The organism is Martinezella lusitana, from assembly GCF_014207095.1.
In the GTDB taxonomy this organism is placed as follows: Bacteria; Pseudomonadota; Alphaproteobacteria; order Rhizobiales; family Rhizobiaceae; genus Rhizobium; species Rhizobium lusitanum_B.
The window spans coordinates 24,536-38,471 of sequence record NZ_JACHBG010000002.1 but is presented as its reverse complement, the minus strand read 5'-3'; the positions used below and the strand labels follow the sequence as shown (position 1 = coordinate 38,471).

13 protein-coding genes are annotated in these 13,936 nt (G+C 60.8%); 4 read left to right on the top strand and 9 right to left on the bottom strand.

Annotated elements, in window-relative coordinates; translation table 11 throughout:
* Positions 1–13: 13 nt before the first annotated feature.
* From GGD46_RS04765 to GGD46_RS04725, 9 genes are all read right to left on the bottom strand, one after another.
* Entirely contained in the window at positions 14–1,597 is a 1,584-nt protein-coding gene (locus GGD46_RS04765) for an FGGY-family carbohydrate kinase (RefSeq protein WP_184702324.1), read from the bottom strand.
* Between the two features lie 20 nt (positions 1,598–1,617).
* Complete coding sequence (locus GGD46_RS04760) at positions 1,618–2,292, bottom strand: HAD family hydrolase (protein WP_184702322.1); 675 nt, start codon at positions 2,290–2,292, stop codon at positions 1,618–1,620.
* Positions 2,293–2,391: 99 nt separating this feature from the next.
* On the bottom strand, positions 2,392–3,873 hold the full coding sequence (locus GGD46_RS04755; protein WP_184702320.1) for a mannitol dehydrogenase family protein: 1,482 nt from the start codon (positions 3,871–3,873) through the stop codon (positions 2,392–2,394).
* Positions 3,874–4,024: 151 nt separating this feature from the next.
* Positions 4,025–5,023 carry an ABC transporter ATP-binding protein gene (locus tag GGD46_RS04750; protein ID WP_184702318.1) on the bottom strand — a complete coding sequence of 333 codons (999 nt, stop codon included), beginning with the start codon at positions 5,021–5,023 and terminating at the stop codon, positions 4,025–4,027.
* Between the two features lie 11 nt (positions 5,024–5,034).
* Positions 5,035–5,877 carry a carbohydrate ABC transporter permease gene (locus GGD46_RS04745; RefSeq protein WP_184702316.1) on the bottom strand — a complete coding sequence of 281 codons (843 nt, stop codon included), beginning with the start codon at positions 5,875–5,877 and terminating at the stop codon, positions 5,035–5,037.
* 1 nt (position 5,878) lies between these two features.
* Complete coding sequence (locus GGD46_RS04740; RefSeq protein ID WP_184702314.1) at positions 5,879–6,751, bottom strand: carbohydrate ABC transporter permease; 873 nt, start codon at positions 6,749–6,751, stop codon at positions 5,879–5,881.
* Between the two features lie 147 nt (positions 6,752–6,898).
* Complete coding sequence (locus GGD46_RS04735) at positions 6,899–8,215, bottom strand: sugar ABC transporter substrate-binding protein (protein WP_184702312.1); 1,317 nt, start codon at positions 8,213–8,215, stop codon at positions 6,899–6,901.
* A 145-nt stretch (positions 8,216–8,360) separates the two neighbouring features.
* Positions 8,361–9,314, bottom strand: coding sequence for a sugar-binding transcriptional regulator (locus tag GGD46_RS04730; RefSeq protein WP_184702310.1), 954 nt, complete (start codon positions 9,312–9,314; stop codon positions 8,361–8,363).
* A gap of 42 nt (positions 9,315–9,356) precedes the next feature.
* Positions 9,357–9,812, bottom strand: a complete 456-nt coding sequence (locus GGD46_RS04725; protein ID WP_184702308.1) for an RbsD/FucU family protein — start codon at positions 9,810–9,812, stop codon at positions 9,357–9,359.
* 226 nt (positions 9,813–10,038) lie between these two features.
* Here GGD46_RS04725 and GGD46_RS04720 point away from each other — a divergent pair, with 226 nt between their 5' ends.
* The 4 genes from GGD46_RS04720 to GGD46_RS04705 all read left to right on the top strand — a co-directional run bounded on the left by GGD46_RS04720 (position 10,039) and on the right by GGD46_RS04705 (position 13,751).
* Positions 10,039–10,698, top strand: a complete 660-nt coding sequence (locus tag GGD46_RS04720) for a response regulator transcription factor (protein WP_184702306.1) — start codon at positions 10,039–10,041, stop codon at positions 10,696–10,698.
* Complete coding sequence (locus GGD46_RS04715) at positions 10,695–12,047, top strand: ATP-binding protein (RefSeq protein WP_184702304.1); 1,353 nt, start codon at positions 10,695–10,697, stop codon at positions 12,045–12,047. Before GGD46_RS04720 ends, GGD46_RS04715 begins: the two co-directional genes overlap by 4 nt.
* A 77-nt stretch (positions 12,048–12,124) precedes the next feature.
* Positions 12,125–13,051, top strand: a complete 927-nt coding sequence (locus tag GGD46_RS04710) for an ROK family protein (protein ID WP_184702302.1) — start codon at positions 12,125–12,127, stop codon at positions 13,049–13,051.
* Positions 13,041–13,751 (top strand): copper homeostasis protein CutC, encoded by a 711-nt coding sequence (locus tag GGD46_RS04705; RefSeq protein WP_184703211.1) that lies wholly within the window; start codon positions 13,041–13,043, stop codon positions 13,749–13,751. The genes GGD46_RS04710 and GGD46_RS04705 overlap by 11 nt, the downstream gene beginning before the upstream one ends.
* Positions 13,752–13,936 lie beyond the last annotated feature (185 nt).

Sequence of the window (13,936 nt, the reverse complement as noted above, 5' to 3'; positions counted from 1 at the left end):
ACAGGGCAAACGCCTATTCCATGGCGTCCAGTTCGGCACGATGCCGATACATGGCCAGAAAGCGCCGATAATCACGATCGTAGAGCGCCTTCCTGCCCGCATCCGGCAGCCGTTCAAGACCACCGGGATACATCGCAGCCCCAGCAACACCCAGGTTTTCGTGGATGCCGCAGGCGACGGAAGCGGCAATGGCCGTGCCGAGAAGCACCGTCTCGTTCATCTTCGGCATCACGACCTTGCAGCCGGTCACATCGGAATAAAGCTCCATCAGCACCGAGTTCTTCACATGGCCGCCGGCAACATGCAGCGTGTCGAGTACGTAGCCATAGTCCCGCATCCGCTCCAGGATGTGGCGGATGCCGAGCGCAATGCCGACACTGGTGCGCCAATAGAGCCGGCAGAGACCATCGAAGGAGGAGTCCAGCGTCATGCCGCTGATAACGCCAAGAGCGTGCGGGTCGGCGAGCGGCGAGCGGTTGCCGTGAAAATCGGGCAGCACATGGATGCGCCCGCCAAGAGCATCACCCTCGACAAGCCTGAGTTCCGCGATGCGCCGGACGATACGGTCGTGCAGCACCGCCGTCGGCGGGCCGCCGGCCGCATGCATGCTGACGATATGGTCGAGGAGCGCACCCGTGGCCGACTGTCCGGCCTCGGCAAGCCACATGCCCGGGAAGACGGCCTCATAGTAAGGTCCCCACATGCCGGTGCTACGCTTGCGTTCGCGCGCAAAGGAAACGACGCAGCTCGATGTTCCCGCGATCAGCGCCAGTTGATGCTCCAGCGCGGCGACATCACCGGCATGGCCGGCAAGCGCGCCAAGCGCGCCGGCATAGGCATCGATCATGCCGGCGCCGACATGACAGGCGGGGTCGAGGCCAAGCGCTGCTGCTGCTTCAGCCGTCAGCGTGCCGATGCTCTTGCCGACGGCGACGCTCTCTTCAGGCAGGCTGCCGCGCTCGCGCAGATCGCCAAGGCCGATCACGTTGAGAAAATCAGCCTGCCAGCCCTGCTCGCGGTGGGCGAGATAGTTCCATTTCGCCACCAGCGTCGAGCGCGATCGAGCAACAGAGCCGCTCGCCTTCCACGTCATGAAATCGGCAAGATCGAAGAAATAACCCGCCTCAGCCCAGCTTTCCGGCAGGTTCTCCTTCAGCCACATCAGCTTCGGCATTTCCATTTCCGGCGACATGAACTCGCCGGAATATTCGAGAACCGCATGCTTGGTCGCCGTGCAGTAATCGGCTTCGGCAAGCGCCCGATGATCGAGCCAGACGATGGTATCGAACCGGCTCTCTCTGCCGGTGGAAACCGTCAGCTGTCTCCCTTCCCTGTCACGCACGACCAGCGAGCAGGTTGCATCGAAGCCGATCGCGCCGATGACGGAGGCATCGATGCCCGCAGCCTTCACCGCACCGCGAACGGCGGTGCAAACGGCTGCCCATATATCTTCGGAATCATGCTCGGCGTGGTTCTCACGCGGGCGATGCATCAGGATCGGATGTTCGCTTTTTGCCAGCAGTGAGCCGCTCGCCGTGAAGACACCGGCGCGCGCGCTGCCTGTGCCGATATCGACCGCAACCACGTGATCACGCATGCAAAAGAGGTCCCGACCACTTATCTCGTGTTGCGGACAAGTTGTAACAATTCCGGCATCGCGTCAAACACGACTTCCGGCGAAAGCTGTTCCAGCTCCGCCCGATAGCTCGGCGAATGGGCATGGGAACCGCCGGTGAAGGCGAAAACCGTCATGCCAGCCGCCCGAGCCGCCGTGATGCCGGCCGGGCTGTCTTCCACGACGATGCAATCTTTCGGCGGCACACCCATTTTTTCGGCGGCATAGAGGAAGAGATCCGGCGCCGGCTTGCCGCGCTTGACCATGCTGGCGCTGAAAATATTCGGCTCCAGCCTGTCCAGAAGGCCGGTGACGCCAAGCGAAAGACGGATGCGCTCCAGCTGACTTGAGGACGCGACGCAGCGTGGAAGCGGCAGCGCGTCCAGCGTCGCAGCAATGCCGTCCGTCGGCTTCAACTCATGCTTGAAGCGCTCATAGAGATTATTGCGCACCCCATCCAGAAACGCCTGATCGATGAAGACATCAAACTCTGTCTGCATCGTGTCGACGAGCGTCGCCAGGCTCTTGCCGAGGAAGCGGCTGTAGACATCCTCTTCGGTCATATCCACGCCGATATCGTGCATCGCCTGGATGAGCACACTGACTGACAGCGGTTCGCTGTCCACAAGTACGCCGTCGCAATCGAAGATTACGAGCCCCTTCTCCGCATCGGTCATCGTAGGTCCAACCTGAATTCTGTTGCCGTCTCGCCCATACGATACACAGGCTTAATAATGGAAAACGGCCGGAACAGGAGAATTCCGGCCGTTTGAAAATTATTCCGCGAGTTTGTTATCCAAGTATAGCTGCAGGGTGACGCGGGTACCCTTTTCCCACAGCGTTTTCAGTGCATGCGCGAAGCGCTTGCGGAAGAGATCGGACTTGGCGACATCACCAAAAATATCGTCGAAGACAAGGAAAGCCGCCGGATCGTCCTTCGCCTTGAGCGCAGCCTCATGCAGCCGATCGGCGCTGGCGTCGTTAAAGACGATGTCCTTGCCGCTGTCGCTCTTGCCGGCGAAATAACGGCACCAGAGCGCGGAGACGAGCGCGAGGCCGACAATATCCTCACCGCGGCGGAGACGATCGGCCGTGGACGGCAGAATGAACTTCGGCTGACGGTTCGAGCCGTCCTGCGCCAGGCGCGGGATGGTGTCGGCGATCTTCGGATTGGCGAAGCGCCGTTCGATCAGCTTGAAGTAATCGGCAAGCACGGTGTTCGGCACCGGCGGGATGACGGGGATGATCTCATCGTTTTCGAGCTTGGCAAGGAAGGCGCGGATCAGCGGCTCCTCCATGGCCTCATGCACGAAATGGATATCCATCAGCGCTGCCGGATAGGCGATCGCCGCGTGGCCGCCGTTGAGAATGCGGATCTTCATGTGCTCATAGGGCGTTACGTCGGGCACGAAAGTCACGCCGACCTTTTCAAGTGCCGGGCGTCCCGCCGGGAAATTGTCTTCCAGCACCCACTGCTTGAATTCTTCGCAATAGACGGGCCAATTGTCTTCGATATCGAAGGCTTGCTTCAGGAGATCGATCTCGCGTGCACCCGTTGCCGGTGTGATGCGGTCGACCATGCCATTCGGGAAAGCAACATTTGCGGCAATCCAATCTGCAAAAGCCGGGTCGGAAAGCCGGGCCGTGCCAACGACGGCAGCTTTGGTGACGCCGCCATTGTGGGGAATGTTGTCGCAGGACATGACGGTGAAGGGTTGCAGGCCAGCGGCGCGGCGCGCCTTGAGACCGGCAACGATCAAGCCGAACACGGTTTTCGGCGCATCCGGGTTCTGCCCGTCGGCAACGATCGCCGGATGAGCGGGATTGAACTTGCCCGAGGCGTCGATGAAATAGCCGCCCTCGGTGATCGTCATCGAGACGATACGGATCGCCGGATCAGCGAGCTTCGCAATGATGGCCTTGGCATCGCCGACCGGCAGAATGTCGATCATCGGCGCTGTCACGCGGGCAGCCGTGCGATTATTGTCCTGCTCGACCACCGTCGTCAGAAAGTCCTGCGCTGCAAGCTTTTCCCGCATCGCCGCATCCGAAGGCAGCACGCCGGCGCCAATGATCGCCCAGTCATGCGCCTCGCCGGCATTGAAAAGATCGTCGAGATAAACGGCCTGATGGGCGCGATGGAAATTACCGACACCGAAATGCACGATACCAGCCGAAAGCGACTTCGGATCGTAAGTAGGAATGACCGCCTTTGCAGCCGCCTGCTGGAGAGTTGCGAGCGATAATTTGCACGTCATGTCTCTAGTCCTTCTGAAAGGTCTCTGGCTCCGGGCGTCCTCGAAAGACAGCGCCGGCTGGTATGCCCGCCCGCCCAGCGAGATCGATGGATGCGGAACGGCAAAAATGCGTTGGCGCGCGCGATAGACGCGTAGGGCCTTGGCTTTTGGCTCAGATCGAAAGCCCTTCGGCATTGAACCGGTGAATATGCGTCTTGTCCGGCGTCAGGTAGACGGTGTCGCCGGCCCTCGCCGGGAAATCACCCGAGCCGCGCGCCGTCACCGTGCCGATCCCGTCGACGTCGATGTGCAGGAAAGTGTCGGAGCCGAGATGTTCTGCAACCAGCACCCTGCCCTGCCAGTCGCCGGAGGTGGTCGACAGCAGCACATGCTCCGGCCGCACGCCGATCGTGTCGGCGCCGAGCGTCTGAGCTAAGGCACCCTTGACGAAATTCATCTTCGGCGAGCCGATGAAACCGGCGACGAAGAGATTGCGCGGGCTGCGATAGAGTTCCAGCGGCGAGCCGACCTGCTCGATATTGCCGCGATTGAGCACCACGATCTTGTCGGCCATGGTCATGGCCTCGACCTGATCGTGCGTCACGTAGATCATCGTCGTCTTCAGCTGCTGGTGCAGCTCGCTGATCTCGAGGCGCATGTTGACGCGTAACGCGGCATCCAGATTCGACAAAGGCTCATCGAAGAGGAAGGCCGCCGGCTGGCGCACGATGGCGCGGCCGATGGCGACGCGCTGGCGCTGGCCGCCGGAAAGCTGGCGCGGCTTGCGCTCCAGATAATCCGTGAGATTCAGGACGCGCGCGGCATCGGCGACTTTCTTGTCGATCTCCGCCTGCGGCATGTTCGCCATCTTCAGCGGAAAGGCGATGTTCCTGCGAACGCTCATATGCGGATAGAGCGCGTAGGACTGGAACACCATGGCGAGACCGCGGTCGGACGGCTTTAGATTGGTGCCGTCCTTGCCGTCGATCATGATCTGGCCGCCGGAGACGTCTTCGAGGCCGGCGATCAGGCGCAGCAGCGTGGACTTGCCACAGCCTGACGGGCCGACGAACACCACGAACTCGCCATTATCGATCTCGAGATCGATGGAAGGGATGACCTTGGCTTCGCCGAAGACCTTGGAAACTTGTCTGAGAACAATGCTACCCATGCTTGTCTTCCTTATTTAACCGCGCCGAAGGTCAGGCCGCGAACGAGTTGTTTCTGGCTGAACCAGCCGAGGATCAGGATCGGAGCGATCGCCATGGTCGATGCCGCCGAAAGCTTGGCATAGAACAGGCCCTCCGGGCTGGAATAGGAGGCGATGAAGGTACTCAGCGGTGCGGCGTCGACAGCCGACAGGTTGAGCGTCCAAAAGGCCTCGTTCCAGGCGAGGATGATGTTGAGCAACATCGTCGAGGCAAGGCCGGGGATCGCCATCGGCGTCAGGACATAGATGATCTCCTTGGCAAGCGTCGCGCCGTCCATGCGGGCCGCTTCAAGGATCTCGCCGGGGATTTCCTTGAAGTAGGTGTAGAGCATCCAGACGATAATCGGCAGGTTGATGAGCATCAGCACGACGACCATGCCGACGCGGCTGGCGAACTGGTTGTTCAAAAGGCCGAAACCCTGGAACAACAGGTAGATCGGGATGAAGGCGCCGACCGGCGGCATCATCTTGGTGGACAGCATCCACATCAAGACATCCTTCGTGCGCTTGGTCGGCGAGAAGGCCATGGCCCAGGCGGCGGGAACGGCGACGAGCAAACCAAGGATCGTGGAACCGAAGGCGATGATGACCGAGTTGCCGAAGTGGAGGAAATAATCCGAGCGCGACTGCACCTCGAAATAATTCTGCAGCGTCCAGTGGAAGAAGAGGAACTGCGGCGGCGAGGCGATGGCGTCGCCCTCGGTCTTGAAGCTCGTCAGGATCGTCCACAGGATCGGGAAGAAGATGAGGATTGCCACGATCCAGGCGGCGATCGATACGACGATCTTGCGTTGCGTGGTGATTTTGCGTGCCATCTCAAGCCTCCAGATTCTTGCCGACTGCGCGCATCAGGAAGATCGCGACGATATTGGCAAGGATGACGGCGATGATGCCGCCTGCCGATGCGCCGCCGACGTCCTGCGACAGAACGATCTGCGAATAGACGAGATAAGTCAGGTTCGTCGTCGCCGTGCCCGGACCGCCATTGGTGGTGACGAGGATTTCGGCGAAGGCGGAGAGCAGGAAGATCGTCTCGATCAGGATCACGACGGTAATGGCGCGGGCCAGATGCGGCAGGATGATGTAGATGAACTTCGAAACCGGGCCGGCGCCGTCCATTTCGGCAGCTTCCTTCTGCTCCTCGTCGAGCGACTGCAGGGCCGTCAGCAGGATGAGGGTGGCGAAGGGCAGCCATTGCCAGGCGACGATGATGATGATCGACAGCAGCGGAACCGTCTCCAGCCAGGTCAGCGGATCAAGCCCGAAGAACCGGAAGAGATGTGCCAGGAGCCCGTTCACCGGGTTCATGAACATGTGCTTCCAGATAAGGGCCGCGACCGTCGGCATCACGAAGAAGGGCGCAAGCACCAGCATGCGCACGATGCCCTGGCCGAAGATCGGCTGATCAAGAAGGAGTGCCAGCGCAATGCCGCCGATGACGGTGATCAGCAATGCACCGCCGACGAGCAGCAACGTCACGAACAAAGAGCTGATGAAGGCGGGATCGGTGACGAAGTATTCGTAGTTGAGAAACCCGAGGAAATCATGCGTGCCGGGGTTCAGCAGATTGTAGTTCAGCGTCGAGAAATAGATCGTCATCACGAGCGGGACGATCATCCACGCAAAGAGAAGCAGAACCGAAGGCGCCATCATGACGCGGGCAGTAGAACGAGTGTGCAACGTTGCCATGGCAAGTACCGACCTATCTTTGAACAGGGGGAGTTGGCCGCGGACCGGCTGAAACGAAAAGGGCCGCCAAGGGCAATTCGGGCGCTCGGCGGCCTAGGGGAAAGCAGCACTCGAGAGGTGTGCCGCTTTCCGTAGTTTCAAAGGCCCTTACTTCGGGTAGCCGGCCTTCTTCATTTCGCGTTCCGTCAGCTGCTGTGCAGCCTTCAGAGCCTGATCGACAGAGATCTGACCGGCAAGAGCGGCCGAGAACTGCTGACCGACAGCCGTGCCGATACCCTGGAATTCAGGGATAGCGACGAACTGGACGCCGACATAGGGAACAGGCTTCACGGTCGGGTGCGTCGGATCAGCCGAGTTGATCGAGTCGAGCGTCATCTTGGCGAAAGCCGCTGCCTTCTGGTAGTCCGCGCTCGCGTAGAGCGACGTACGGGTGCCGGGAGGTGCGTTCAGCCAGCCTTCCTTCTGGGCGACCAGGTTGGTGTATTCCTTGCTGGTTGCCCAGGAGATGAACTTCTCCGCAGCTTCGGTCTTCTTCGACGAAGCCGGGATGGCGAGGTTCCATGCCCAGAGCCAGTTGCCGCGCTTGCCCAAACCCTTGTCCGGAGCCAGAGCAAAGCCGACCTTATCGGCGACCTTGGATTCCTTCGGATCGGAGACGAAGGAAGCGGCAACCGTTGCGTCGATCCACATTCCGCACTTGCCGGACTGGAACAGAGCCAGGTTTTCATTGAAGCCGTTGGAAGAAGCACCCGGAGGGCCGGCGTCCTTCATCAGCTTGACGTAGAAGTCGAGCGTCGCCTTCCATTCCGGCTGGTCGAACTGTGCCTTCCATTTCTCATCGAACCAGCGAGCGCCGAACGAGTTCGACATCGCCGTCAGGAACGCCATGTTTTCGCCCCAGCCTGCCTTGCCGCGAAGGCAGATGCCGTAGACTTCATGGTCCTTGTCGGTGATCTTGCGGGCCGCATCGGCAACGAAGTCCCAGGTCGGCGCGTCCGGCATCTTCAGGCCGGCCTTGTCGAACAGGTCCTTGCGGTACATCACCATCGAGCTTTCGCCGTAGAACGGTGCCGCGTAGAGCTTGCCGTCAGTGGTCAGACCGCTGCGAATGGCCGGGAGAAGGTCATTCACGTCGTAGTCCTTGTCGGCGGAAAGCTTGTCGAGCGATGCGAGCCAGCCGAGTTTGCTCCAGATCGGCACCTCGTAGGTGCCGATGGTCAGTACGTCGTACTGGCCGGCCTTGGTAGCGATGTCGGTCGTAACCTTCTGGCGCAATACGTTTTCTTCAAGCGTAACCCATTGCAGATCGATACCGGGGTTCTTGGCTTTGAAGTCGTCCGTAAGCTTCTGCATACGAACCATGTCGCCGTTGTTGACTGTCGCAATCGTCAGGGTTTCAGCGGACGCCAAGCCGGCAAACATCAGCGCCGAGCAGGCGCTCAGCAGTAAAGTTTTCAATTTCATATCTTCCTCCCAGAAGACTAAAATGAGCATTCGCTTTGCTCGTGAGCAATTACTCACTCATTGCGACAAAATGTCAATGCGAATTCGTTGCTGCATTGCCGAGCAAGCAACCTATCATTTTGTTTTTACGGATTAAATTTTTTGCTCAATTCCTGAGCAAAAACTCAGCAACTGCCTCGTCGGTGATCAAACCATTGATTTGGCGGCCGGTGACCGCTGCCTTGATCGCCTCGAACTTGCGTTTTCCCTTGGCGATTCCGATGACGGAAGACGTATCGCGCGACGGGATCGGCGCGCTTGCCACGCGCTCGTTGACGTCGTCTGGTATGAGCTTGCCCTCACCATCGAAGACCCAGCCGCAGATCTCGCCGGCAGCACCGCGCTGCATCAACGCAAGCATCTCGTCTCTCTCGAGAAAGCCGTCGAGACAGAGCGGCGCTTCGATGCCCATTTCACCGATACCGACAAAGGTCACGTCAGCCTGGGCGCTGATATCGAGCGTCGAGCGGACCAGTGCCTGCGCATGCAGCAGTTCGCGTTCTTCCGCCGAAGACACCAGCACGGGCAGCGGCATCGGGAAATGCCGCGCCTTGACGACATCGGCCATGCTGAAGATGACGTTGTAGTAGGCAGCCGAACCGTCCGGGCCGATATTGCCGGTCAGCGACACCACGCGGTGCTGCAGACATTCGATCGCCGGCAGCTGGTCGACCGCAGCCTTCAGCGTGCGGCCCGTGCCGATCGCCACCACGATCGGATCGCTGCGCTTCAGCCAGCGTTCGATTTCGGCGGCACCCGCCTGGGCAATGCCGACCGTCGAGGATGCCCCGTCGGGATCGCTCGGCACAACTTCGACATGCTTGAGATCGAATTTCCGTTTCAGCGCCGCAGCATATTCCAGGCAGGCGGCGATCGGATGATCCAGCCGAACCTTGATCAGCCGCTCGGCAACGGCCAGCGACACCAGCCGCTGCGCCGACTGGCGAGAGATTCCCATAGCAGCCGCGATCTCGTCCTGCGTGCGCCCGGCGACATAATAGAGCCAACCGGCGCGCGCCGCATCATCGAGCCGCCCTTGGGAATCCAGCTTCTTCGCCATTGCATTCCTTTATCGAAACAGCGCTTTCGTCCGACGATCGGATTATTCAGTTTCCGGTGGGATGACACCCTTGGTCAAGGTGAAACAGCCGTAGAAACGGCGCTCGCCGGTCTGGATGATGCAAAAAGCATCCTTGGCACGCTCGTAGAAAGCGAAGCGTTCGACCGGCGACAGCGGCCAGTGCTTGCCTTCGGCCTTGTCGATCACCGCCTGCACCTCTCGCTGCACCTGCGGCAGCTCGTCCGGCGCACCAACGACTTCCATACGCGTCGCCGCGTCATCGATGAAAGTATCGAGAGGCATCAACGACAAAATGGCAGAAACGGCGTCAGCCGCCGGCACATTGTCGATGCGCAGCAGCTCGCCGAGAACCGTCTGGCTCGCAATCGCTTCGGCCGGAAAATTCGTGTCGACCACGACGAGCATGTCGCCATGTCCCATCGATTTCAGCGCATAAAGCACATCCGCATTCAACAGCGGCGAAATTCCCTTCAGCATGACCGAACAACCTCCAATGGCTTGTTGCGGCAATCTCCTGGCCGCTTCGTTCCGGAGGCAAAGAAGTAACCACGGCGTTCCTGTCTGTCCATAGGCGCCGGGCGCGTTTTCCGCGAAGGCGCGTCGCCTTGAAACGCATATCTCCACAAGGCCTATTTTGGCCGTTATTGACCCGATAGGTTCGTCGGCATTAACTGACGCGCAGTCAACGGTTGAGAGGATAGCGGTGCGGATTCTTCTTGTGGAAGACGATGATACGATCGGCAGCGCTGTTCGCGATCATATCGCGGCAGGGACCCATGCCGTGGATTGGGTAAAAAACCTGGCCGATGCCGACGAAGTGACCAGCGCCGTCAACTATGGCCTGGTGTTGCTGGATCTGCAGCTTCCGGACGGCAGCGGCATCGAGTTTCTCAAGCGCCTGCGCCGCAAGCCCGACGAGACTCCGGTCATCATCCTCACGGCCCGCGATCAAATCTCGGATCGTATCGAGGGGCTGAACAGCGGCGCCGACGATTACCTCGTAAAACCCTTCAATCTCGGCGAGCTCACCGCTCGCATTCTGGCGGTGGCCCGCCGATACACGGGCAGCCCGCAGCCGACTATTCGCTTTGCCGACCTTGAGATCGATCAGCCGCAGCGGCTGGTTCGGCTCGAGGGCAAGAACATTATCCTGACGGGCCGCGAATGGGCCGTTCTGGATCTGCTCGTCGCACGACCGGGCGCTATCGTATCGAAAGACAAGATCGAGGAGGCGCTCTATGCCTTCGGCTCCGAAATCGAGAGCAACACGGTCGAAGTCTATGTCAGCCGACTGAGAAAGAAGATCGGTAGGGATCGAATCCGGACGGCCAGAGGCGTGGGCTACAGCCTGGGTGATCGATGACGGATCGCAAGGAGCCGAGCCGCGCGAGCATCACCTGGCGTCTGATCGCCGCGCTCACCGGCACCGTCGTGCTTTTCTGGCTGGTCGCGGTCGGCATCGGCGTCTATGTCGTCAACAAGGAACTCTCCGAGACCTTCGACGGCGCGCTGCAGGAAACCGCGGAGCGATTGCTCCCCTTGGTGCTCGACGATCTGGCCAATCGCGATCATTCGGGCGATCCTCAGAGTCTCGAACAGCTCAACAAGGGGCTGAATCGCGAATATCTCACCTATCAGGTGCTCGACGCCAACGGCAAGGTGATCCTGCACTCGCACGACGCCCCGCCGACCGCCTACGAAGTGCCGCTGGAAATCGGCTTCCACAACACGCCGCGATACCGGATCTATACGGAATCGTCGGCCGACGGCACGATCTTCCTGCATGTCGCCGACGCCTTCAAGAACCGGCGGGAGGCATCCCGCGAAAGCGGCGTCGCCCTGCTCTGGCCGCTGCTGGCGCTTATCCCAGCCAGCATCATCGCCATTGGCCTCGTCGTCGGCCGTTCACTGCGCCCGATCGATCGCCTGCGATCGCAAATCGCCACCAAGGACGGCGGCAATATGATGCCACTGGACAGCGAAACCCTGCCGCTCGAGCTTCAACCGATCGCTCGTTCCGTCAATCTGCTGCTCGATCGCCTGCGGCTGGCCCTCGAAGCCGAGCGGGAATTCTCCGCCAACAGCGCTCATGAGCTGCGCACGCCGATTGCCGGCGCGCTGGCGCAGACCCAGCGCCTGCTTGCCGAGCTGCCGCCGGGGCCACAGGCCGAACGCGCCGCCCGCATCGAAACGTCGCTCTCCAATCTCGGCCGTCTGGCTGAAAAACTGCTGCAGCTCTCCCGCGCCCAGGCGGGCATCGGTACCGGTGAAAAACCGATCGACCTGGTCGACATCATCGAAACCGTGATCGGCGACTACGATCGCGACACTGGTACCGCCGGCCGCGTTTTGTTGGAAGACGACACCAAAGAGAGACTGATCCGCAACATCGATATCGATGCCTTCGCCATTGTCATACGTAACCTGATCGAAAACGCTTTGATTCACGGACCGGTAGATGACGAGGTGACCGTTCGCGTCGATGACCATACCGTCCGCGTGGTCAACGGCGGCGCCATGCTTTCGCAGGAGGAGCTTGCTGGCCTGAAAAAGCGCTTCTGGCGCGGAAAAACAAAGGCCGCCGGCTCGGGTCTCGGCCTTTCCATCGTCGAGCGCATCGTCAATCAGATCGGCGGCCGCGTCGATCTCCTGTCGCCCGCCACGGGAAGATCGGACGGCTTCGAAGCGAGAATCACCCTGCCGCGCGGTTGATGGCCGCAAGGAATAGCCTTGCAAAGACCGGCAAAGGGTGCGAGCAAGTGCCGCATGTTTCCTCCAGGTCTGTATTCATGATCGTTTCCTTCGACATCGGCGGTAGCGCCATCAAAGGCGGAATCGCCCGCTCCGTGACCGACATCGTGCCGCTCGCGCGGCGGCCTACCCCAAAGGATAATTTCGGGGAATTCGTAGCAGCCCTGCGCGGTGTGATCGCTGAGGCGGGAGAGAAGCCGGCCTGCCTTTCCTTCTCCATCGCCGGCGTGGTGGATCCCGATACGCAAGCGCTGACCTGCGCCAACATACCCTGCATCCACGGCCGGCACCTCGCCGCCGATCTGGAAAGGGAGCTGGGCTACACGGTGCTGATCGCCAACGATGCCGATTGCTTCGCCATGGCCGAGGCCATGTCCGGTGCGGGCCGCGGCCATCGCATCGTCTTCGGCGCCATCCTCGGCACCGGTGTCGGCGGCGGGCTGGTGGCCGATGGTCGCCTCGTCAATGCCGCCGGCGGCTTTGCGGGCGAATGGGGCCATGGCCCCATTATCGCATCCTTTGCCGGCAATCCGCCCGTCGCAATTCCGGCCTATCCCTGCGGCTGCGGCCAGAAGGGCTGTGTCGACACCGTCGGCGGCGCACGGGGCATCGAGCGCCTGCACAAGACGCTGCACGGCGTCGAACTCTCCAGCGAAGAGATCATCGGCCATTGGCTGAAGAGCGATCAGCAGGCGCAGCGCACCATCGACGTCATGATCGATCTGGTTGCCTCGCCGCTTGCTCTGACGATCAATATAACCGGCGCCACCATCGTTCCAGTCGGTGGGGGACTTTCCAACGTCGAACCGCTCCTGGTACGGCTGGATGAGGCGGTGCGCGATCGCACCCTACGCAAATTCGGCCGGCCGGTCGTGGTTCCCAGCCAGTGCAAGCTGGAACCGGGACTGATCGGCGCCGCCCTGCTGGGACTGCAACATGTCGGAGAACACGACCATGCTGCTTGAGATCTGCGTTGACGATATTTCCGGCCTCAAGACCGCCATCGCCGGCGGCGCAGATCGCATCGAGTTGTGCAGCGCGCTCTCCATCGGAGGCCTCACCCCGAGCGCCGGGCTGATCGCCGCGGCGGCAGAGCTGCCCGTTCCCTCCTACGCCATGATCCGCCCCCGCGCCGGCAGCTTCATCTATTCGGCCGATGAACTCGACGTCATGAAACGCGATATCGACGCATGCCGCGACGCCGGCCTGCCGGGCGTGGTATTCGGCGCCTCGCTGCCCGACGGGCGGCTGGACTTCGACACGCTCTCTGCACTGGTGGAGCATTCAGGCAGCCTCGGGAAGACATTGCATCGCGCATTCGATCTCGTTCCGGATATTGCAGAAGCGATCGAAATGGCCGTCTCGCTCGGGTTCGAGCGCATCCTGACATCGGGCGGTGCAAAAACGGGCGCAGAAGGCGTCGCCGTGCTGGAGCAGGCGATTACCCTCGCCGCTAGCCGTCTCTCCATCATGCCCGGCGCAGGCGTCTCACTGGCGACGGTCGGCCAGCTGTGGCCGCGACTGCCGATCAGTGAGATCCACTCCTCCGGCGCCGTCACGGTGACGGAGAGCGACGAGCGCCTGGTTGATCTCGGATTCTCGACACCATCGGCTCGCCATACCGATGCAGCGACAGTCAAAGCGCTGAAGGCTTACTTCGCTTAGACGGTTCTGCTCTTCACAGAATCTCCGAACCGCTGCATCCTCTATTTGGCGCTGCTGCGGACGCAAGACGGCTGCGCACTTTTCCTGGTTTTGCTCTGAGCAACATCATGAATTGACAAAGAAACATTAGAATGATCAATCGTTCATAAACGCATATGCTGTAGGCGTGGACTAGCTGTGCAACA

Coding starts and splice junctions, on each gene's coding strand:
- GGD46_RS04765 (WP_184702324.1), bottom strand. CDS start 1,597: ATGCGTGATCACGTGGTTGCGGTCGATATCGGCACAGGCAGCGCGCGC.
- GGD46_RS04760 (WP_184702322.1), bottom strand. CDS start 2,292: ATGACCGATGCGGAGAAGGGGCTCGTAATCTTCGATTGCGACGGCGTA.
- GGD46_RS04755 (WP_184702320.1), bottom strand. CDS start 3,873: ATGACGTGCAAATTATCGCTCGCAACTCTCCAGCAGGCGGCTGCAAAG.
- GGD46_RS04750 (WP_184702318.1), bottom strand. CDS start 5,023: ATGGGTAGCATTGTTCTCAGACAAGTTTCCAAGGTCTTCGGCGAAGCC.
- GGD46_RS04745 (WP_184702316.1), bottom strand. CDS start 5,877: ATGGCACGCAAAATCACCACGCAACGCAAGATCGTCGTATCGATCGCC.
- GGD46_RS04740 (WP_184702314.1), bottom strand. CDS start 6,751: ATGGCAACGTTGCACACTCGTTCTACTGCCCGCGTCATGATGGCGCCT.
- GGD46_RS04735 (WP_184702312.1), bottom strand. CDS start 8,215: ATGAAATTGAAAACTTTACTGCTGAGCGCCTGCTCGGCGCTGATGTTT.
- GGD46_RS04730 (WP_184702310.1), bottom strand. CDS start 9,314: ATGGCGAAGAAGCTGGATTCCCAAGGGCGGCTCGATGATGCGGCGCGC.
- GGD46_RS04725 (WP_184702308.1), bottom strand. CDS start 9,812: ATGCTGAAGGGAATTTCGCCGCTGTTGAATGCGGATGTGCTTTATGCG.
- GGD46_RS04715 (WP_184702304.1), top strand. CDS start 10,695: ATGACGGATCGCAAGGAGCCGAGCCGCGCGAGCATCACCTGGCGTCTG.
- GGD46_RS04710 (WP_184702302.1), top strand. CDS start 12,125: ATGATCGTTTCCTTCGACATCGGCGGTAGCGCCATCAAAGGCGGAATC.
- GGD46_RS04705 (WP_184703211.1), top strand. CDS start 13,041: ATGCTGCTTGAGATCTGCGTTGACGATATTTCCGGCCTCAAGACCGCC.